General features: G+C 52.5%; 16 protein-coding genes. 11 read left to right on the top strand and 5 right to left on the bottom strand.

The genetic code is table 11. From position 1 onward, the window contains the following. Nucleotides 1-334 precede the first annotated feature (334 nt). On the bottom strand, nt 335-1255 hold the full coding sequence (locus ACQUQM_RS03180) for a LysR family transcriptional regulator (protein ID WP_432473036.1): 921 nt from the start codon (nt 1253-1255) through the stop codon (nt 335-337). A gap of 104 nt (nt 1256-1359) precedes the next feature. Between ACQUQM_RS03180 and ACQUQM_RS03185 the strand changes: the two genes are divergently transcribed. From ACQUQM_RS03185 to ACQUQM_RS03195, 3 genes are read left to right on the top strand one after another with little or no spacing between them, the layout of a single operon-like run. Beyond that, nucleotides 1360-2376: a haloalkane dehalogenase gene (locus tag ACQUQM_RS03185; protein WP_432473037.1), complete on the top strand. Its 1017-nt coding sequence runs from the start codon at nt 1360-1362 to the stop codon at nt 2374-2376. 13 nt (nt 2377-2389) lie between these two features. Then, nucleotides 2390-2998, top strand: coding sequence for a short chain dehydrogenase (locus ACQUQM_RS03190; RefSeq protein WP_432473038.1), 609 nt, complete (start codon nt 2390-2392; stop codon nt 2996-2998). Next, on the top strand, nt 2991-3305 hold the full coding sequence (locus ACQUQM_RS03195) for a DUF1330 domain-containing protein (protein WP_432473039.1): 315 nt from the start codon (nt 2991-2993) through the stop codon (nt 3303-3305). The genes ACQUQM_RS03190 and ACQUQM_RS03195 overlap by 8 nt, the downstream gene beginning before the upstream one ends. 98 nt (nt 3306-3403) lie before the next feature. Here the strand turns inward: ACQUQM_RS03195 and ACQUQM_RS03200 are convergent, their stop codons facing one another. Then, a complete protein-coding gene (locus ACQUQM_RS03200) occupies nt 3404-3877 on the bottom strand; it encodes an NYN domain-containing protein (protein ID WP_432473040.1) in 474 nt (157 codons plus the stop codon). A gap of 55 nt (nt 3878-3932) precedes the next feature. Next, on the bottom strand, nt 3933-4388 hold the full coding sequence (locus ACQUQM_RS03205; protein WP_432473041.1) for an Lrp/AsnC family transcriptional regulator: 456 nt from the start codon (nt 4386-4388) through the stop codon (nt 3933-3935). Nucleotides 4389-4520: 132 nt separating this feature from the next. Between ACQUQM_RS03205 and ACQUQM_RS03210 the strand changes: the two genes are divergently transcribed. The 3 genes from ACQUQM_RS03210 to ACQUQM_RS03220 all read left to right on the top strand — a co-directional run bounded on the left by ACQUQM_RS03210 (nt 4521) and on the right by ACQUQM_RS03220 (nt 8774). Further along, on the top strand, nt 4521-5582 hold the full coding sequence (locus ACQUQM_RS03210) for a PLP-dependent cysteine synthase family protein (RefSeq protein WP_432473042.1): 1062 nt from the start codon (nt 4521-4523) through the stop codon (nt 5580-5582). A 237-nt stretch (nt 5583-5819) separates the two neighbouring features. Beyond that, complete coding sequence (locus ACQUQM_RS03215; protein WP_432473043.1) at nt 5820-7166, top strand: aspartate aminotransferase family protein; 1347 nt, start codon at nt 5820-5822, stop codon at nt 7164-7166. Nucleotides 7167-7283: 117 nt separating this feature from the next. Continuing rightward, complete coding sequence (locus ACQUQM_RS03220; protein WP_432473044.1) at nt 7284-8774, top strand: CoA-acylating methylmalonate-semialdehyde dehydrogenase; 1491 nt, start codon at nt 7284-7286, stop codon at nt 8772-8774. Nucleotides 8775-9560: 786 nt separating this feature from the next. Here ACQUQM_RS03220 and hutC read toward each other — a convergent pair. Further along, on the bottom strand, nt 9561-10271 hold the full coding sequence (gene hutC, locus ACQUQM_RS03225) for a histidine utilization repressor (protein WP_432473045.1): 711 nt from the start codon (nt 10269-10271) through the stop codon (nt 9561-9563). Nucleotides 10272-10706: 435 nt separating this feature from the next. Here hutC and hutI point away from each other — a divergent pair, with 435 nt between their 5' ends. The 5 genes from hutI to ACQUQM_RS03250 all read left to right on the top strand — a co-directional run bounded on the left by hutI (nt 10707) and on the right by ACQUQM_RS03250 (nt 17400). Then, nucleotides 10707-11936 carry an imidazolonepropionase gene (gene hutI, locus ACQUQM_RS03230; protein ID WP_432473046.1) on the top strand — a complete coding sequence of 410 codons (1230 nt, stop codon included), beginning with the start codon at nt 10707-10709 and terminating at the stop codon, nt 11934-11936. Then, a complete protein-coding gene (gene hutG / locus ACQUQM_RS03235) occupies nt 11929-12909 on the top strand; it encodes a formimidoylglutamase (protein WP_432473047.1) in 981 nt (326 codons plus the stop codon). Before hutI ends, hutG begins: the two co-directional genes overlap by 8 nt. After that, nucleotides 12902-14575: a urocanate hydratase gene (gene hutU, locus ACQUQM_RS03240; RefSeq protein ID WP_432473048.1), complete on the top strand. Its 1674-nt coding sequence runs from the start codon at nt 12902-12904 to the stop codon at nt 14573-14575. The genes hutG and hutU overlap by 8 nt, the downstream gene beginning before the upstream one ends. A 94-nt stretch (nt 14576-14669) precedes the next feature. Continuing rightward, entirely contained in the window at nt 14670-16211 is a 1542-nt protein-coding gene (gene hutH / locus ACQUQM_RS03245) for a histidine ammonia-lyase (RefSeq protein ID WP_432473049.1), read from the top strand. A 322-nt stretch (nt 16212-16533) separates the two neighbouring features. Continuing rightward, nucleotides 16534-17400 carry a DNA ligase gene (locus tag ACQUQM_RS03250; RefSeq protein ID WP_432473050.1) on the top strand — a complete coding sequence of 289 codons (867 nt, stop codon included), beginning with the start codon at nt 16534-16536 and terminating at the stop codon, nt 17398-17400. Nucleotides 17401-17580: 180 nt separating this feature from the next. Here ACQUQM_RS03250 and ACQUQM_RS03255 read toward each other — a convergent pair whose 3' ends face one another. Next, nucleotides 17581-18744 carry an Acg family FMN-binding oxidoreductase gene (locus tag ACQUQM_RS03255; RefSeq protein ID WP_432473051.1) on the bottom strand — a complete coding sequence of 388 codons (1164 nt, stop codon included), beginning with the start codon at nt 18742-18744 and terminating at the stop codon, nt 17581-17583. Nucleotides 18745-18830 lie beyond the last annotated feature (86 nt).

Below are 18830 nucleotides of genomic sequence, written 5' to 3' on the forward strand. Positions count from 1 at the left end.
CCTCGTGCCCTTTGAGTATTGTAGGTTGGGTTAGCGAAGCGTAACCCAACATCGAATCGTTTATCCACTGCAGGAATCATAAAGAACCAACCCTCAAAACGGGTAAACTCCGCTTCAGATCAATTGTCCGTAGCCTTTCTTTCAGGCACCCCATAAGCCTCTGCATTAACCCCATACTTAAACTTCACCTTTTCCAACAGCAGATCAAAACTCCCATCGCCGATTGCAGAGCAATCTTATTGACCTGTTAATAGGTTGGTATTCATTTGAAGCAAACCGCCCTGTGCGATTTCATCGGGATAGCGTACCTAGCCTAGCCTAGCCAAGTCCATTGCTACCACTGCTGATCCCGAAATTCGGCCCGAACAAACTCTTTAAATACCTCTGCTTTAGGGGAAAGTGGCCTGGCGGGATACACCAGATAAAGGTTTCCTTGCTGGGCTGATTCCCAGTCCCCCAGCACCCGTACCAGATTACCTGCTGTGATATGAGGCTCCTGTACTTTAGGTGGCATCAGGGTAATGCCTGCACCCGAGAGCGCCGCTTCTGCCAGAAACCGGGTGTCCTGGCACAGCATGTGGCCAGTCAGTTCAAAGCTTTGTGCTTGCTGCGGTTTACTGCAGGGTTGCATATTCACGGTCAGCCCATCGCCAAATACTCTGGGGAGCAGCAATCTGTGTTGTGCCAGTTCGCCGGGGTGTTGGGGGATACCCTGTTCTTTAAGGTATTCCGGGCTGGCGGCAAACCCCAGGCTGACTGACGTTAGCAGGATCGCTTTATGCCCTGAATCCGGCAGCTGTCCGGCGGCCAGGCGAAAGGCAAAGTCGATCTGCTCTTCCCGGAACGACAGCTGGTCCCCGGTCATGATCACTTCCAGGGATACTTTTGGGTAAGCACGCATAAAGCGACCCAGGCAGCCGCCCAGATGCAGGTTATTGGCCAGCCCCTGTGCGGCGGTAATGCGCAGGTGGCCCTGGGGGATTATGTCTTTGTCGCTCAGTTCAGCCTGAGCAGTATCCAGAATTTCAAGCGCTTCGGTTGCCCGTTTTCGGTAGCTGAGTCCTTCCTGGGTTGCCTGTGCGCGGCCGCCGACACGCTGTATCAGGGCGATGCCCAGCAGGCTTTCCAGGCGTGCGATACGGCGGCTCACTGAGCCTTTGGTTTCGCCTAAGGTTTTGGATGCAGCTGTGATCGAACCCTGGTCGATAACGGCACAGAAAGCACGAACGTCACGTAGATTGATGTGGGTTTCCAAAATGACAACCTTGGTTTGCAGATTTGCTGTCTAGTATCCAATAAGTGTAACTCTTAAGCTAGACGTACTTAGCAAGTTAACCGCACTTAGACAGGAGAGCGAACATGACAGCGATATCTCAGGCAGCTTCTATGCCAGGGGTTTTTAGCAACTGCTATGGCAAGGTTTTGCGAACCCCGGATACGGCGTTTAACAATCTGCCTGACTACCCTTTTGATGCGCATTACATCGAAATTGATGGTATGCGCATGCACTATGTCGACGAGGGGCAGGGTAATCATAAAACAGTGTTTCTGCTGCATGGCCAGCCCTCCTGGAGCTACCTGTATCGGCACATGATTCCGGTACTGGTTGATGCAGGCTTCCGGGTGATAGCACCGGACCTGATCGGTTTTGGTAAATCGGATAAACCGGTGAGTTCAGAGGCCCATACCTATGCCAATCATGTGGACTGGATGCAGCAGTTTGTACAACAGCTTGATATCAGGCAGGCAGCGGCTTTTATGCAGGATTGGGGGGGCATGATTGGCCTGCGGGTTTTAGCCAGGGAACCGCAATGGCTGCAGCGTCTGGCCGTTGCTAATACTGCGTTAGCCGAAATGAAAGGGTTGGAAAAATTCATGGTGCCCAAAGTACTGAAGCTGATGGCCGCCATTGCGGGCAAGCCGGGTATAGATAAACTCACCAGCAAATTGAATTATGGCAACTGGGCCGGGTATTTCCGCCACGCACCTGAGCTGGAAACCGGCAAGGTACTACAGGCACTGACCACCCGGCAACTCAGCCCGGCAGAAATGAAGGCTTACGATGCACCATTTCCAACACCTGAGTTTTACGCCGGGCCACGCAAAATGCCGGAAATTGTTGCCACAGAGCTGGATGCAGTGAATGCAGACTGGGTGAAATTAAAGCAATGGCAGCAGCCGGTATTAACGCTGTTCAGCGATCAGGATCCGTTTCTGGCCGAACGTGGCTATGACAGAAAGTTTCAGCAGAATTTCCCGGGTGCTGAAGGTCAGCCGCACAGAACCATTAGCAAAGCTTCGCATTTTTTGCAGGAAGACCAATCACCACAGCTGTTGGACGCAACCATCAGTTGGTTAAGACAAACCGGTTTTTAATCGAGGAACAGTTATGAAAATTTTAGCAGTCGGTGCTAATGGCATTATCGGTAAAGCCGTTGTCAGCCTTTTAAGCCAGGATAATGAGTTGTTTGCAGTGGGGCACAGTCAGGGGAGTCTGACTGTAGATATCGAAGATAAACATTCGATTCAGTCACTGTTTGAGAAAATCGGCAAAGTAGACGCGATTGTCAGCATGGCTGGCAACGGTGAAATAGGTAGCCTTGAAGATACACCTGATTCTGGTTATCGCATGGTGCTGGATAATAAGTTAATGGGGCAGGTGAACCTGGTTCGTATTGGCATGAATTACCTGAATGAAGGAGGCTCGATTACGCTGACATCAGGTGCAGCGGCGACTACACCGATTCCGGGAACTGCAGCGATCGCTATGGGGGCTGCTGCTATCAATGCCTTTGTCGCAACTGCGGCTCTGGAACTTAACGATGGTAAAAGAATTAACGCCATCAGCCCCAGCATGGTGAAAGAAACCATGGAGTCGTGGGGGATCGATAGCAGTACCGGAATTCCTGCTGCTGATGTGGCGACCTATTATCAGGCCAGCATTCATCAGGATCTGAATGGCAAAGTTCTGCATGCAAGCGGAGGCCGTTATGAATAACAGCAAGCCGGCCTATCTTATTGCATCGTCTATTCTGCCTGAGGGCCATGCTTCATTGCAGGCTTATGCTCAGGCGGCACAGCCGGTTTTTCAGGCGCATGGTGCTGAAGTTCTGGTGGTAGGCACTTCAGCTCAGGAGATCGAGAAACTGGAAGGTAGTTGGCCTGATGCCGATGCCCGATTGTCGCTGATAAGATTTCCTTCCATGCAGCATTTGAAAGACTGTTTCAGTAGTGAGGAATATAAGGCGATAAAGCATCTGCGTACGGATATCATAGAAACCAACTTCACTGTTGCAGTGGACTGATCCTATAGACCTTTAAAGCTCGAAACCTGCAACCCTCCAGCTCAATAGTCAGGCTGATCTGTTGCTCCTCAGACTTGTTGTTTTTAAACATGTTTTTTTCAAAGCAAGAGATCAGCTTCAATCGGAAAATACTCAGTCGCCGATGTAATCAGCGAATTCGCAGTCAGTGAAGGTACCCCATAAACAACAGCCTCCACCCCATATTTCCGTTTCACCTTTTCTAACAGCAGATCAAAATCCCCATCGCCGGATAGCAGTACGATCTTATCGACCTGTTCAGAGGTTTCCATGACATCGATGGCGATTCCCACATCCCAGTCGCCTTTGGCGGAGCCGTCGCTGCGCTGGATGTAGGGTTTTAGTTTGACGGTGAAGCCGATGTGTTTCAGTGCATTCTGAAACTTCAGCTGGCTCTCGTCGCCGCGGTGGATGGCGTAGGCGTTGGCACAGACAACTTCGCCTTCGCTGCTGATCTTTTGCCACAGCTTGCGGTAGTTAAACTGCCGGCCATAGGCCTGGCGGGTGGTGTAGTAGATATTCTGAACATCGGCAAAGATGGCGATCTTATTCAAGGTTAAATCCTATATAAAAAGCTGAAGCTGGCGAATACCACATTACCGGATCATACTAACGAATTGGCAGCCGGGTGGTGGATTTAATCTCTTCCATGGCGAAGCTGGATGTCACATCGCTGAGTCCGCCGACCTGGTTGACCAGTTTCTTATAGAAGCGGTCGAAGGATTCAATGTCTTTGGCGACGATGCGCAGCAGGTAATCCCACTCGCCGGCCATGCGGTAGCATTCCACGACTTCATCAAAGCTGCTGACCGTGGCGGCAAAGTGATCCAGCCATTCGCTATCATGGCGCTGGGTTTTGATATGCACAAACACTGATACCCCCAGCTCGACTTTAGCACTGTCGACCAGGGCGACACGGGCTTTGATGATACCTTCATCTTCCAGTCGCTTCACCCGCTTCCAGCAGGGGGTCGTCGACAGGTTTACCTGTGCCGCCAGCTCACTCATCGACAGAGTAGAATCAGCCTGTAACAGATTAAGAATTCTTTTGTCTGTGTTGTCCATGGAATGGTTTTCTTGTATGCGTGTGTTTGTAGAAAAGTATTCTACAGATTGCTCTATTTGTCGAATAAATAGTAAAAACAATCTCCTGTTTTGCCCATATACTTTCTCCCATCACTTAGAACGGAGAAGATCATGTCTGCCTGGATTACCGAAGCACTGAATAAAATTACCGCCGACGCGCACCGTTCTGCGGATACTCATCTGTTGAAACTTGATATTCCGGCGCTGCCGGGAATCAGCCTGTATCTGAAAGATGAGAGCAGCCACCCCACCGGTAGTCTGAAGCATCGCCTGGCACGGTCATTGTTTCTGTATGCGCTTTGTAACGGCAAGATTAAGCAAGGTACCACGGTAGTCGAGGCTTCATCCGGCAGCACGGCAGTTTCTGAGGCATATTTTGCCCGGATGATCGGGGTGCCTTTTGTGGCGGTGATGCCACGCACTACCGCAAAGCGGAAAATTGAGCAGGTGGAGTTTTATGGTGGTCGCTGTCACTTTGTTGATTGTCCGACGCAGATGCACGGTGCCGCGCTGGAACTGGCGAAAGCGGAGAATGGCTACTTTATGGATCAGTTCATGTATGCAGAGCGGGCTACCGATTGGCGTGGCAATAATAACATCGCTGAGAGTATCTTCCGTCAGATGGCACAGGAAGAACATCCGGTGCCCTCTGCAATAGTGATGAGTGCCGGCACTGGCGGTACCTCGGCTACGATTGGACGGTATATTCGTTATAAGGGACATGATTCTGAGCTGTTAGTCGTTGATCCGGAAAACTCGGTGTTTTTTGAAAGCTATACCAGTGGTAATCCAGACCTAAGATCGGCGATCGGTAGTCGCATAGAAGGTATCGGCCGGCCGCAGGTGGAAGCATCGTTTCAGCCGGATGTGATCGATCGTATGCTTCAGGTACCTGATGCGGCAAGCATCGCCACGATTTATTGGCTGGAGCAGCAGATCGGTCGCCGCGCGGGACCGTCTACCGGTACTAACCTCTGGGGCGCACTGCAGGTTGCCCGGGAGATGGTCGGGCGTGGGGAAACAGGTTCTATCGTGACACTGCTATGTGATAGCGGAGAGCGTTACCCGGACACTTACTACAATGCGCAATGGGTCGCTGAGAAGATAGGGGATATCAGGCCGTATCGGGAACAATTGGAAGGGTGGATGACAGGCGGAGTTTGCAGTCGCTAAAATGTCCGTGGGAGCGACGCCTCGTCGCGATTAATGCTGGTAAGACATCTCGACGGGGCGTCGCTCCCACAGTGTAGCCATACACTGCAAAGCTGATTTTCACCGCTCCTCTTTAGGTAAGTAAATACTAAACCTAGATTTCAAATGTTTGAATTTAATAACCTAACAGAACAGCCATAATGCACTCATAGATTCTGAACAGCTATTACAAATGCTGAAGATACTCTGAGGTAGCAAATGAATAATAAAAATGACGTACTGGCTAGCTGTGGCCTGTCTCAGGAGCAACTCGATGCTCACTGGATGCCATTCACCGGCAACCGGGATTTTAAGCAAGATCCGCGAATTATTGTCTCTGCAGAGGGTAACTATTACACCTCTGCGGATGGTCGCAAAATATTTGATGGCCTGTCCGGTCTGTGGACCTGTGGTGCAGGTCATAGCCGCCCTGAAATTATCGAGGCGGTCAGCAAGCAGGTAAAAGAGCTGGATTACTCGCCGGCGTTCCAGTTTGGTCACCCTAAGTCATTTGAACTGGCGCACCGGATTACCGAGCTGATGCCTGACGGTATGAACCGTGTGTTCTTCACCGGTTCAGGTTCTGAGTCCGTTGAGACTGCACTGAAGATCGCCCGTGCTTACTGGCGGAAAAAAGGCCTGTCCAGCAAGACGCGTTTCATCGGTCGGGCTAAGGGCTATCACGGTGTTAACTGGGGTGGTATCAGCGTCGGAGGTATTGGTGCTAACCGGGCGACCTACGGTCAGGGTATCGATGCTGTCCATCTGCCACATACCATGCTGGAAGAGAATCGGTTTACCCAGGGCATGCCGGAAACTGGCGCTCACCTGGCAAACGAGCTGGAAGAGATGCTGGCGCTGCATGATGCATCCAATATAGCGGCAGTTATTGTCGAGCCGCTGGCTGGTTCTGCTGGTGTGATTCCACCGCCAAAAGGTTACCTGAAGCGTCTGCGTGAGATCTGTGACAAGCACAATATCCTGCTGATCTTTGATGAGGTTATCACCGGTTTTGGCCGCATGGGTTCAAATACAGGTTCTGAAGAGTTTGGTGTGACGCCTGACATGATGACCGTGGCGAAGCAGCTGACTAACGGTGTGATTCCGATGGGTGCTGTAGTGGCCAAACAGGAGATCTACGATACCTTCATGGACACCGACGCGCCGGACTACATGCTCGAACTGCCACACGGTTATACCTATTCAGCCCATCCGGTGGCCTGTGCTGCTGGACTGGCCTCGCTGGATATTCTGGCTCAAGACAAACTGGTTGAGCGGGTCAACACTGTATCGCCACAGTTCCAGGAGATGCTGCACAGCCTGAAGGGCACTAAGTATGTGGCCGACATTCGCAACTACGGTCTGGCTGGTGCACTGAGCATCGAAGCAGCACCGGGTGAACCGGCACTGCGTCCTTACCAGATCGCGATGAAGTGCTGGGAGAAAGGCTTCTACGTTCGCTACGGCGGCGACACCATTCAACTGGGTCTGCCATTTACCGTAGAGATCGACGAGATGGATAACCTGATCAATGCGTTAGGCGATTCGATCAACGAACTGGATTGAAGCGAACTTTACTGAACGTATATTAAAAACAAACAATAGTCCGGCACGACAATGCCGGGCTATCGGATCCTGGTACAGACCGGGATCCGATAAAAATAAAATGCTTGAGGAATTGATATGACAATTATTGGCCATCTGATCAACGGTGAAATGCGTGACGAAGCAGCCCGTACCCAGGATGTATATAACCCATCCACCGGTGAAGTAAGCAAGCAGGTTGCACTGGCGAGCGTCGAGACTGTTGAAGAAGCTATTGCGGCAGCAGAAAAAGCCTTCCCGGCATGGCGCAACACGCCACCGGCAAAGCGTGCCCAGGTGATGTACCGTTTCAAGCAGCTGCTGGAAGACAATGCCGATAAGATCGTAGCTATGATCGGTGAAGAGCACGGCAAGATCGCCCACGACGCGGCGGGTGAGCTACAGCGCGGCATCGAGAATGTTGAGTATGCGTGTGGTGCGCCTGAGCTGCTGAAAGGCGAGCATAGCCGTAATGTCGGTCCGGGTATCGATTCCTGGAGCGAGTTCCAGCCGCTGGGCGTCGTTGCCGGTATTACCCCGTTCAACTTCCCGGCGATGGTACCACTGTGGATGTACCCGATGGCGATTGTTTGCGGTAACACTTTTGTACTGAAGCCGTCTGAGCGTGATCCAACCTCGACTACCTTTATTGCACAACTGCTGCAGGAAGCGGGTTTGCCAAACGGCGTAATTAACGTTGTAAACGGTGACAAGGAAGCGGTTGATGTACTGCTGACTGATGACCGTGTTAAAGCAGTTAGCTTCGTAGGTTCCACGCCGATCGCTGAATATATCTACAGTACTGCCAATGCTAACGGTAAGCGTTGCCAGGCGCTGGGTGGCGCTAAGAACCACGCGATCGTAATGCCGGATGCGGATATGGATAACGCTGTGAACCAGCTGTTAGGCGCAGCTTTCGGTTCTTCCGGTGAGCGTTGCATGGCCCTGTCTGTTGCCGTTGCCGTGGGTGACGAAGCCGCTGACACTTTAGTAGCGAAAATGCGTGCCGGTATGGAGCCTCTGAAAGTCGGTGCTTACAGCAACCGTGATAACGATTTCGGTCCGGTGATTACCAAGGCGCACCAGCAGAAAGTGAATGGCTACATCGACAGCGCTGAAGCTGATGGCGCCAATATCGTTGTTGACGGTCGTAACCCGGAAGTGGCTGGTTACGAAGGTGGTTTCTTTGTTGGCGCTACCCTGATCGACGGTGTTACCGCTGAGATGCAGAGCTACCAGGAAGAGATTTTCGGCCCGGTACTGCAGGTAGTACGGGTTGACACTATGGAAGAGGCGATGCAGCTGATCAACGATCACGAATACGGTAACGGTACTTGTATCTTTACCCGTGACGGTGAAGCGGCGCGTTACTTCTCTGACAACATCCAGGTTGGCATGGTTGGTATCAACGTACCGTTGCCAGTACCGGTTTCTTACCACAGCTTCGGTGGCTGGAAGCGCTCTCTGTTCGGTGACCTGCACGCTTACGGTCCTGATTCAGTTCGCTTCTACACTAAGCGTAAGACGATCACTCAGCGCTGGCCTTCCAGCGGTGTACGGGAAGGCGTTTCTTTCGCATTCCCTAGTTAACCCGCAAAGCGGGAGTTGCTAGACCGCTGAGCAAGCTCAGCTAGCTAGAACCGCTGGGCAAGCCCAGCTGGCTAGTAGCTGGAAAAAGCGGTCTAGGCTTTCTATTTGCACTCTTTTTGCACTAGGCGGTACAGGGAACAATGTTTTACTCCTGAGTTTCTGATTCCGTATTTTTAGCAGGATTCCCGCAAGGGGATCCTGTTTTTTTGTGTAGGGTGTGCAGGAGCGGCAAGGTTGAGAAAAGTCTCAGTGTTGGGCTCCGCTCCGCTCAGACCAACCTACGCGTACTGCAATCTTCATAGAAATTGTAGGTTGGGTTAGCGCAGCGTAACCCAACATCATGTCTTAACGGTCTGGCAACTTACTTCAGCGGTCTGGCAAATTAGGTTTCACCCCTGTGGCGAGGTGATCGAGCGAAGCTTATAGCGGGGCCGGGGTGGGTCAGGCTGGCAAAACTGATCAGGCGACCGTCGGACCAACGCGTACTGCAATCTTCATAGAAATTGTAGGTTGGGTTAGCGCAGCGTAACCCAACATCATGTCTTAACGGTCTGGCAACTTACTTCAGCGGTCTGGCAACTCAGGTTTCACCCCTGTGGCGAGGTGATCGAACGCCGCTTATAGCGGGGGCCAGGGTGGGTCAGGCTGGCAAAACTGATCAGGCGACCGTCGGACCTACGCGTACTGCAACCTTCATCGAAAGTGTAGGTTGGGTTAGCGTAGCGTAACCCAACATCCTGCCGCAACGGTCTGGCAGCTTACTTTAACGGTCTGGCAAATTAGGTTTCACCCCTGTGGCGAGGTGATCGAGCGTAGCTTATAGCGGGGGCCAGGGTGGGTCAGGCTGGCAAAACTGATCAGGCGACCATCGGACCAGGTGCGCCGGTTTACCAGTATGCAGGGGGTATTGGCATCGATATCCAGTAGTGCTTGCGCTTTCTCTCCGGGCAGTATTGCCTCTACGATATGTTCAATGCTGGAGATCGGGCAGACCTTCGATAGAAATTCGTTGGGTGTGGCGCGGGTATAGTCCTGGTCTAAATAACCCGGCACCAGCGAGGCGATGACGTAGCGGTTTTCGAGTTGGATCGGCAGGCGCTCTTCCAGATGCACGATAATTGAATGGTAAACCGGGGTGCCGACCGGCACGCCCATCTGTATGGCAACACTGTCATCGGCGCGGGTCTCGCTCAGATGTTCTATCTGGCAGCTATATTCATGGCCACGCTGGCGCACTTCGTCGGCAATATTCCTGATATCGGCAAGCGGAGACTCTGCTTTTGCATCCGAGACAAAGGTACCGATACCCGGATAGCGCACCAGCATATTTTCCTGCACCAGATCCCGGATCGCCTTGTTAACGGTCATCCGGCTTACTTCAAATTGTTCGGCCAGCTGTATTTCGGTGGGGATTTTACCGCCGGGCGGGAACGCCTGCTGCTTAATGCCATCGAGGATATAGCTCTTGATCTGCTGATAACGTGGCTTATTGCTCACTTAACTCTCCGGGCGGTGCTAAACGGTTGTTGTCGTACGACTCTTGTCAAAAGACGATGAAGCTGCGAATTAAAGCAATTGTATATACTTTCATTTACCGGAACAACGGGCGCGATTTAACGGAACAACTGATGCGGGCCCTGAGCCTGTTGCTTGTGGCCTCTAACGAGATTGTCTCCAAGACCGCTAATATCGGGGCATAAGTCAGGGTTTATGCAGGCTTCTGTGGCGTGATCTATGCTGTGAGTTGATGGTTAATTAAGTAATAGACCGGTTAGGGAAATGTTTATTTTCTGAAAAGATTTTGGCTTCTGTAAAATGTCATGATATACATATGTATATACAAAGTTTTTTGTCGAAAATTTTGCCAGTAAATTCAGGTCAGTAAATTAAGTCAGTAAATTAAGTCAGTAAATTAAATCAGGAGTAACGCCGGTGTTTCAATCCTGCGAACGGGTCTGGATCAACGTCAATCTTGCAACACTCGATACCGCAGTAGAGCAGCCATATGGTGCTCTGCATGATCAGGCGATCGGTGTGCGGGGAGGGCGAATCGTAGCCATCGGGCCGATGGTTACGCTGGACCGCTCCTGCATTACCGGCGAGGTGATCGATGCCGCAGGCAACTGGATGACACCGGGGCTGATCGACGCCCATACGCATCTGGTGTTTGCCGGGAATCGGGCGCAGGAGTTTGAACAGCGCCTGTCCGGGGTTAGTTATGAGGAAATTTCGCGAAGCGGTGGGGGGATTCTCTCTACTGTTAACGCGACTCGTAAGTCGGGTGTTGAAGAACTTGTCAGACTATCCGAACCACGCCTTATGGCCCTTATGGCTGAGGGCGTGACCAGTGTCGAGATCAAGTCGGGCTATGGCCTGAATGTTAAGACTGAATTGGATATGTTACGCGCCGCAAGGTGTATGGCTGAGCGCTATCCGGTACGGGTATCGGCTTCGTTATTGGGCGCCCATGCACTGCCGCCGGAATACCGGAACGATGCCGATGGCTATATCGATCTGGTGTGTAATGAGATGATCCCTGCCGCCGTGGGTGAGGGGCTGGTGGACGCTGTCGATGTGTTCTGCGAAACGATCGCCTTCACGCCAGCTCAATGCGAACGTGTTTTCAAAGTGGCTCAACAGTATGGTCTGGGGATTCGCGGCCATGTTGAACAACTGTCTAATCAACATGGGGCGGCGCTTGCGGCACGCTATGATGCCTGGTCTGCTGATCATCTTGAGTGGCTGGATGAAGCCGGGGTCGCGGCTTTGGCTGAGCATGGCACTGTCGCCACGCTGCTTCCTGGGGCGTTCTACTTCCTGCGGGAAACTAAGCTGCCTCCTATAGACCTGCTGCGCGAATACCGGGTGCCGATGGCGGTAGCGACCGACCTCAATCCGGGTTCGTCACCTTTGGCATCGCTGCGGCTAATGATGAATATGGCCTGTGTTTTGTTCAGGCTTACTCCGCATGAGGCGCTTGCGGGCGTTACCCGTAATGCGGCACAAGCACTGGGGTTGGGTGATGACTTAGGCATGCTTCGGGTGGGTATGCGGGCCGACATGCTGTTGTGGGATATTCAACATCCTGCTGAATTGGCCTGTCAGTATGGGGTCAATTCTATTAAGCAGCGAATATTTGCCGGGGAGGAGGCTAATGTCTGAGTCTGGCAGTGAATTTGAATTTAATGATATCTGGAGTGGTCGGGTCGATGCGGAAGAGGGCGCCGGGCTGGCAACACGTTTGCATCAGGTGATTTCACCCCTGGATAGTGCGCCTGTTGGCAAGCTGGGGCTGGCGCTGATCGGCTTCTGCTCCGATGAAGGTGTGCGACGTAATCAGGGTCGGGTCGGCGCAAGACATGCCCCTGATCAGTTACGCCGTAGTCTGGCCAACTTACCCTGGCCGATGGATCGCCCGGCTTACGATGCCGGTAACGTCATCTGTGAGGGTGAAAAGTTAGATGAGGCGCAACAGGCGCTCGGCAGTCGTGTCAGCGACTGCCTTGCGCAAGGTCACTTCCCGTTTGTGCTTGGCGGCGGCCACGAGATGGCGTTCGGCAGTTGGCTCGGCTTAAGCCGCTATTGCGCAGCGCAGAAACAGATGCCACGTATCGGTATTATCAATTTTGATGCGCATTTCGATCTGCGGCTGGATAGCTATGGCGGCAGTTCAGGCACGCCTTTCTACCAGATTGCGCAACAGTGTCAGCAGCAAAATTATGATTTTCGTTACTGCTGTCTGGGGGTCAGTGAGATCTCCAATACCGCGGCACTGTTTCAGCGCGCGGACCAGTTGGGCGTCTGTTATCGCAAAGATGCCGAGCTGGGAATCACCCGGCTGGCTGAGACAATAGATCTGCTGCAAAACTTCATCGCCGGCTGTGATCTGCTTTACCTGACCATCGATCTTGATGTGTTGCCTGCTTACATCGCACCGGGTGTCAGTGCGCCGGCCGCGAGGGGGGTGGGGTTGGACGTGCTGGAGCCATTGATCGAAGCGATCGCCGGGTCCGGCAAGCTGAGACTTGCCGATATCGCCGAATACAATCCTAACTTTGATATTGATAACCGGACCGCTCGTGTCGTAGCGCGTCTGTTCCACCGTATTGTTAAAAGAGGTTATAAGCATGACTGATTCTCGCCGTGACGCCAGCCGCGTTATTAAAGCCCCGACAGGCACAGAAATCAGCTGTAAGAGCTGGCTCACCGAAGCGCCAATGCGCATGTTGATGAACAATCTGCACCCGGACGTTGCGGAAAATCCGGAGGCGCTGGTGGTCTATGGCGGTATTGGCCGTGCAGCCCGTAACTGGGAGTGCTATGACAAAATTATCGAAGTGCTGCAACGGCTTGAAGATGACGAGTCTCTGCTGATTCAGTCCGGTAAACCGGTGGGCGTATTCCAGACCCATGCGGATGCGCCGCGGGTGCTGATCGCTAATTCAAACCTGGTGCCGCACTGGGCCAACTGGGAGCACTTTAACGAGTTAGATAAAAAAGGTCTGATGATGTACGGCCAGATGACCGCTGGCTCCTGGGTCTATATCGGTTCCCAGGGCATCGTACAGGGTACTTACGAAACCTTCGTTGCGATGGCCAAGAAACACTTTGCCGGTGATGCATCCGGCAAATGGGTGCTCACCGGTGGCTTGGGCGGTATGGGTGGGGCTCAGCCTCTGGCGGCAACGATGGCTGGTTTTTCCTGTATCACGGTTGAGTGTGATGAAACGCGCATCGATTTCCGACTGCGCACCCGCTATGTCGATAAGAAAGCCCATAGCCTTGATGAAGCACTGGCGATGATTGAAACCGCTAAAGCCAAAGGCGAAGTTGTGTCGGTGGGGCTGTTGGGTAATTGCGCTGATATTTTTCCGGAGCTGGTTGAGCGCGGTATTACGGCGGACGTGGTGACCGACCAGACCAGTGCCCATGATCCTCTCAATGGCTATCTGCCTAAGGGCTGGACTATGGAATACGCAGCACAGATGCGCAAGACGGATGAAGCGGCGGTGGTTGATGCGGCCAAGGAATCTATGGCGCTTCAGGTGCGGGCGATGCTGACTCTGCAGCAGCGCGGCGCAGCAACCACGGACTACGGCAACAATATTCGGCAGATGGCTTTTGACAAAGGTGTCGAGAATGCATTTGATTTTCCGGGTTTTGTACCGGCCTATATCCGGCCGCTGTTCTGCGAGGGGGTCGGCCCATTCCGCTGGGTCGCGCTGTCGGGTGATCCGGAAGATATCTATAAGACTGACCAGAAGGTTAAAGAGTTGATCCCTGATGATCCGCACCTGCATAACTGGCTTGATATGGCGCGTGAGCGTATCAAGTTCCAGGGCTTGCCGGCGCGTATCTGCTGGGTTGGCCTGAAGGATCGTAAGCGGCTCGCGCTGGCATTCAACGAAATGGTCAGAAGCGGTGAGTTGAAAGCGCCTGTCGTGATCGGTCGTGATCATCTGGACTCAGGCTCAGTGGCCAGCCCTAACCGTGAAACCGAAGCGATGCTGGATGGTTCCGATGCTGTCTCCGACTGGCCGTTACTGAACGCACTGCTGAATACCGCCGGTGGTGCGACCTGGGTGTCATTGCACCATGGTGGTGGGGTTGGCATGGGCTTTAGTCAGCATGCGGGGGTCGTTATCGTAGCCGATGGCAGCGATGCTGCGGCTAAACGACTGGGTCGGGTGCTGCATAATGATCCGGCCAGCGGTGTGATGCGCCATGCTGATGCGGGGTATGAGATCGCTGTTAACTGTGCCGAAGAGCAAGGTTTAGACCTGCCGATGCTCAAAGCATAAGTGTAGTTGTTAGAAATTAGATATAAGGCCTGTTGAACGTAACTTTTCAACATAGTTTCACAGGCACTGTTAATGAAATTTTAGGAATGACTGTATGTACACGCTTACCATTAAACCGGGCCTTCTGACACTGCCCGAACTGCGCCGCATTGCACTTGAACCGGTTGAACTGGCGCTTGATAGCACTTGTCATAAAGCGATTGATGCCAGCAGTGCTGCCGTCTCCCGGGTTATCGATGAGGGGCGGGTGGTTTATGGTATCAACACCGGCTTCGGTTTACTGGCGAATACCCGCATTGCCCATGAAGACCTGGCGTTGTTGCAACGTAGTATCGTACTTTCCCATGCGGCAGGTATCGGTGAGTTGATGTCTGAGTCAAGCGTCCGGTTGATGACAACCCTGAAAATAAACTCGCTGGCGCGGGGTTTTTCCGGCATCCGCCTGGAGGTCATTGAAGCGCTGATTAAACTGGTGAACGCGCAGGTGTACCCGTGCGTTCCGCAAAAAGGTTCGGTGGGTGCATCAGGTGATCTGGCACCGTTAGCTCATATGAGTACGGTGCTGTTGGGCGAAGGTGAGGTGACCTATAAAGGTAAGCGCATGTCCGGGGCGGAAGGCCTCGGAATTGCCGGCCTGGAGCCTATCGCTCTGGCACCCAAAGAGGGGCTGGCACTGCTCAACGGAACTCAGGCCTCTACAGCATTTGCCCTGCAGGGGCTGTTTGCCGCCGAAGATCTGTATGCGGCAGCGACGGTATCCGGAGCGCTTTCGGTTGAAGCAGCGTTGGGTAGTAGGCGACCTTTTGATTCCCGGGTACATGAGGTGCGGGGTCAGCAAGGTCAGATCGATGCCGCGACAGCATACCGTCATTTGCTGGGTGAGCGCTCCGAGATAGGTGATTCTCACGAGGGTTGTGAAAAAGTGCAGGATCCGTATTCGTTGCGCTGTCAGCCTCAGGTGATGGGTGCCTGCTTGCACCAGATTCGTCAGACTGCCGAGGTATTGCTGATTGAAGCGAACGCTGTATCTGATAACCCGTTGGTATTTATCGACGAAGCTGAAGGGGCTGAATTTATCTCTGCGGGTAATTTCCATGCAGAACCGGTGGCGATGGCGGCCGACAATCTGGCACTGGCAATCGCCGAGATCGGCTCGCTATCAGAGCGTCGTATGGCGTTACTGATCGATTCTAACCTGAGTAAGCTGCCGCCGTTCCTGGTGGACAATGGCGGTGTTAATTCCGGATTCATGATCGCCCAGGTGACCGGTGCCGCGCTGGCTTCGGAAAATAAGTCGCTGGCACATCCGGCCAGCGTCGACAGTCTGCCGACTTCGGCAAATCAGGAAGATCATGTATCGATGGCGACCTATGCCAGTCGCCGCCTGAGAGACATGGCTGATAATACCGCAGGAATTCTTGCGGTCGAGCTACTGGCGGCGTGCCAGGGCGTGGATTTTCGGGCCCCGTTGAAGTCATCTGAACTGGTTGAAGCCACTAAAGAGGAGCTGCGCAATGTGGTGCCTTTCTACGATAAAGACCGCTACTTTTCACCGGATATTGAGAAGGCTAAACAGTTGATACAGAGCGCTTCTTTCAATCGCTATATGCCGGCTAAGCTATTGCCTGGCATATGACGAAGCGCTGAATTTGTCTGGTTCGAGGTGTAGCAGGATTTCCGCAAGGGGGGCCTGTTTTTTATGTACAGGATGTACAGGAGCAGCAAGATTTGAGAAAAGGCTCAATGTTGGGCATCGCTCCGCTCAGACCAACCTACGCTGAATACAATCCTTATAAGGTTCGAAGTTCGTAGGTTGGGTTAGCGAAGCGTAACCCGACACCGTATTTAAGCAGCATTGCAATTATTCATAAGCGCAATTACTGGTTTCTGCTAGGGTTATAAAGTTTGCATCGCTTCAGGGATGAGGTTGCGATTATTACTTCAGGGAGGATTCTGCTATGACCATCCGCTGCTGTTTAGTTTTATTGAACAGGCTGATCCTGTTGATCAGTCTGCTTTTTTCTATATCAGCTTATGCTGAAAAGCCTGCGTTACAGCTAGCGACCGTCTATAGCGGTAGTCTTGACCTGTCCCGTTACTGGGTCAGCGAAAAGCTTGATGGCGTACGTGGTTACTGGGATGGTGCACAGCTGTTAACCCGGCAGGGTTATCCTATTGATGCTCCGGGCTGGTTCACCGCACCATTACCGGAGCAGCCACTGGATGGTGAGTTATGGCTGGGGCGTGGGCAGTTTGATAAAGTCTCGGCTATTGTCAGAAGCGGGCCTGCGGATAACCAGCAGTTATGGGACAAACAGTGGCGTCAGGTGAAATATATGTTGTTTGATTTGCCAGGTTCCCGGGGCACATTCAATAAACGCTTGAGAGTAATGGAGCGCCTGGTCAGCGAGGTAGACCGGGACTGGATCAGGTTGGTTCCACAACAGCATGTGGCGACTGACGCCAGGTTAATTATGCTGCTTGATCAGGTTGTTGCTGCCGGAGGGGAGGGGCTGATGCTGCACCGTGGAAATTCTCTCTACCATAAGGGGCGTAGCGCTGATCTGCTTAAACTGAAACGCTGGCTGGATGCTGAAGCGCGGGTTATCGGGCATCTGCCAGGTAAAGGGAAATACGTCGGTAAGCTTGGCGCTTTACTCGTTGAAACCCCGACGGGTCTACGTTTTAAGCTGGGTAGCGGTTTTACCGATCAGCAAAGGGAAAATCCTCCGGCAATCGGCAGTATGATTACTTATAAGTACACCGGGCTCAGCGCTAAAGGCGTACCGCGCTTTGCCAGTTTTTTGCGGGTCAGACAGCCATAGAACAAAATCTCGTGGTTTAAGATAGTCCTGTTTCTGACTGCCTTTAATGGAGTAACGGATAACCTTGGTCGTAGGAGGCGCGCTAACATGCCCTTTGGGTACCTCGCGGCGATTAGATTGTTATGCAATGCCGTACGGCGAGGGTGTACTAAAGCTAACTCACTTGTTAAGCAGGCCCGGTTAGCTGCGAATCAACTCGCTGACGAGTCGTCTTGGTCCGTGGGGTGTAGCTTCAGCCCGGCCTAAACGGAACAGCATCTGTACCGTATCACTGTCTTTTATCGCGAACTGTTTTTTAAATCTGGCTTGCAGTGGCAGCATCTCGTCAAATTCCTGCAGAACCTGACTCATTGGATGTTGCGCTAACCTCATCGCAGTGGTCTTGAGGTTGATGCGGCAGTAGTCGCGCCCCGCTTTTACCTGATCCAGGCGGCTGTTACCCGGGGTCGAAATCCAGGCGAAGGTTGCGGTTGATGCGGCCGCCTTTCGGGTTATATCCACCGCTTGCTCGCCAAATGCGGTTGGGTCTTTTTCAACACTTTCACGTGACAGCACAAAGTTTTCTACGATCAGTTTTTTCATCCCGCTTAAGCCTGCCTGAGAGACACCAAATCCGTCGCGGTATTGTTTTACTTCATCGTCGTTGAAGCGAAACATGCTGATAGTTTCATGATCACGCCCTTTGTCACCCACTTCGATCTGCATCCCTTTGGTCAGGATCTGTTCGAATTGCTGCTTCGCCTCGGTACTCTGAACGATGCTCAGGGGATAACTGTTATCCGATCCGTGAAAGTCGCGCAGGGTATTGATCTCTGCTTCAGTCAAACGGCGATTATCGTACTCCCGTTTATTGGAATGCCGGGTTAGCAGGTGAGCGAAAAGGGGATCGGGGCTGAGGTCGGTCCGTGGGATCAGCTCAATGGATGCGATCGGTTTATTGAGTAGTTCCTGATTGCCGTATATGCCCTGGGGGAAGTAGTCGATTGTAGCTTCGTGACCGAAACCGGTAGCAGCGATGGACAGTGTTTCAAGAAAGGTCCCCTGACTAACATGTATCTGTCGGTAGAATGGATCTGTGGCTGGCAGCAGTCGTGCCGGATCAACATAGAGATCGAAGCTTTTGTCGCCCGTGAGTCGGACGATCCAGGGTTGTATATTGTGAGGGTTAGGGCTGAGGATCGCATATGACAATACCTGCATGCGGATATCCTTTTGCTGCGGGCCTGGGCCGTTCCAGCCGTAGTCATCCGTGGTTTCAGTGACTGTGCAGCCGGCGATAGTACTGCTAAGAGAAACGGCTCCGATACCGAGGCCAAATACCTGTATAAAGTTGCGGCGGTTCATAGTGCTCTCCTGAAGAGTTGTAAAAACAGTTATGCATTCCTTGGAATCTATATTATATTCTGCGGAATGTAGTTGCAAGCTGTCGT

It is taken from the genome of Amphritea sp. HPY (assembly GCF_050870985.1).
Taxonomy (GTDB): Bacteria; Pseudomonadota; Gammaproteobacteria; order Pseudomonadales; family Balneatricaceae; genus Amphritea.

Excerpts from the sequence above, each read along its gene's own strand:
- ACQUQM_RS03185 (WP_432473037.1), top strand. The coding sequence starts at position 1,360 with ATGACAGCGATATCTCAGGCAGCTTCTATGCCAGGGGTTTTTAGCAAC.
- ACQUQM_RS03190 (WP_432473038.1), top strand. The coding sequence starts at position 2,390 with ATGAAAATTTTAGCAGTCGGTGCTAATGGCATTATCGGTAAAGCCGTT.
- ACQUQM_RS03195 (WP_432473039.1), top strand. The coding sequence starts at position 2,991 with ATGAATAACAGCAAGCCGGCCTATCTTATTGCATCGTCTATTCTGCCT.
- ACQUQM_RS03205 (WP_432473041.1), bottom strand. The coding sequence starts at position 4,388 with ATGGACAACACAGACAAAAGAATTCTTAATCTGTTACAGGCTGATTCT.
- ACQUQM_RS03210 (WP_432473042.1), top strand. The coding sequence starts at position 4,521 with ATGTCTGCCTGGATTACCGAAGCACTGAATAAAATTACCGCCGACGCG.
- ACQUQM_RS03215 (WP_432473043.1), top strand. The coding sequence starts at position 5,820 with ATGAATAATAAAAATGACGTACTGGCTAGCTGTGGCCTGTCTCAGGAG.
- ACQUQM_RS03220 (WP_432473044.1), top strand. The coding sequence starts at position 7,284 with ATGACAATTATTGGCCATCTGATCAACGGTGAAATGCGTGACGAAGCA.
- hutG (WP_432473047.1), top strand. The coding sequence starts at position 11,929 with ATGTCTGAGTCTGGCAGTGAATTTGAATTTAATGATATCTGGAGTGGT.
- hutU (WP_432473048.1), top strand. The coding sequence starts at position 12,902 with ATGACTGATTCTCGCCGTGACGCCAGCCGCGTTATTAAAGCCCCGACA.
- hutH (WP_432473049.1), top strand. The coding sequence starts at position 14,670 with ATGTACACGCTTACCATTAAACCGGGCCTTCTGACACTGCCCGAACTG.
- ACQUQM_RS03250 (WP_432473050.1), top strand. The coding sequence starts at position 16,534 with ATGACCATCCGCTGCTGTTTAGTTTTATTGAACAGGCTGATCCTGTTG.
- ACQUQM_RS03255 (WP_432473051.1), bottom strand. The coding sequence starts at position 18,744 with ATGAACCGCCGCAACTTTATACAGGTATTTGGCCTCGGTATCGGAGCC.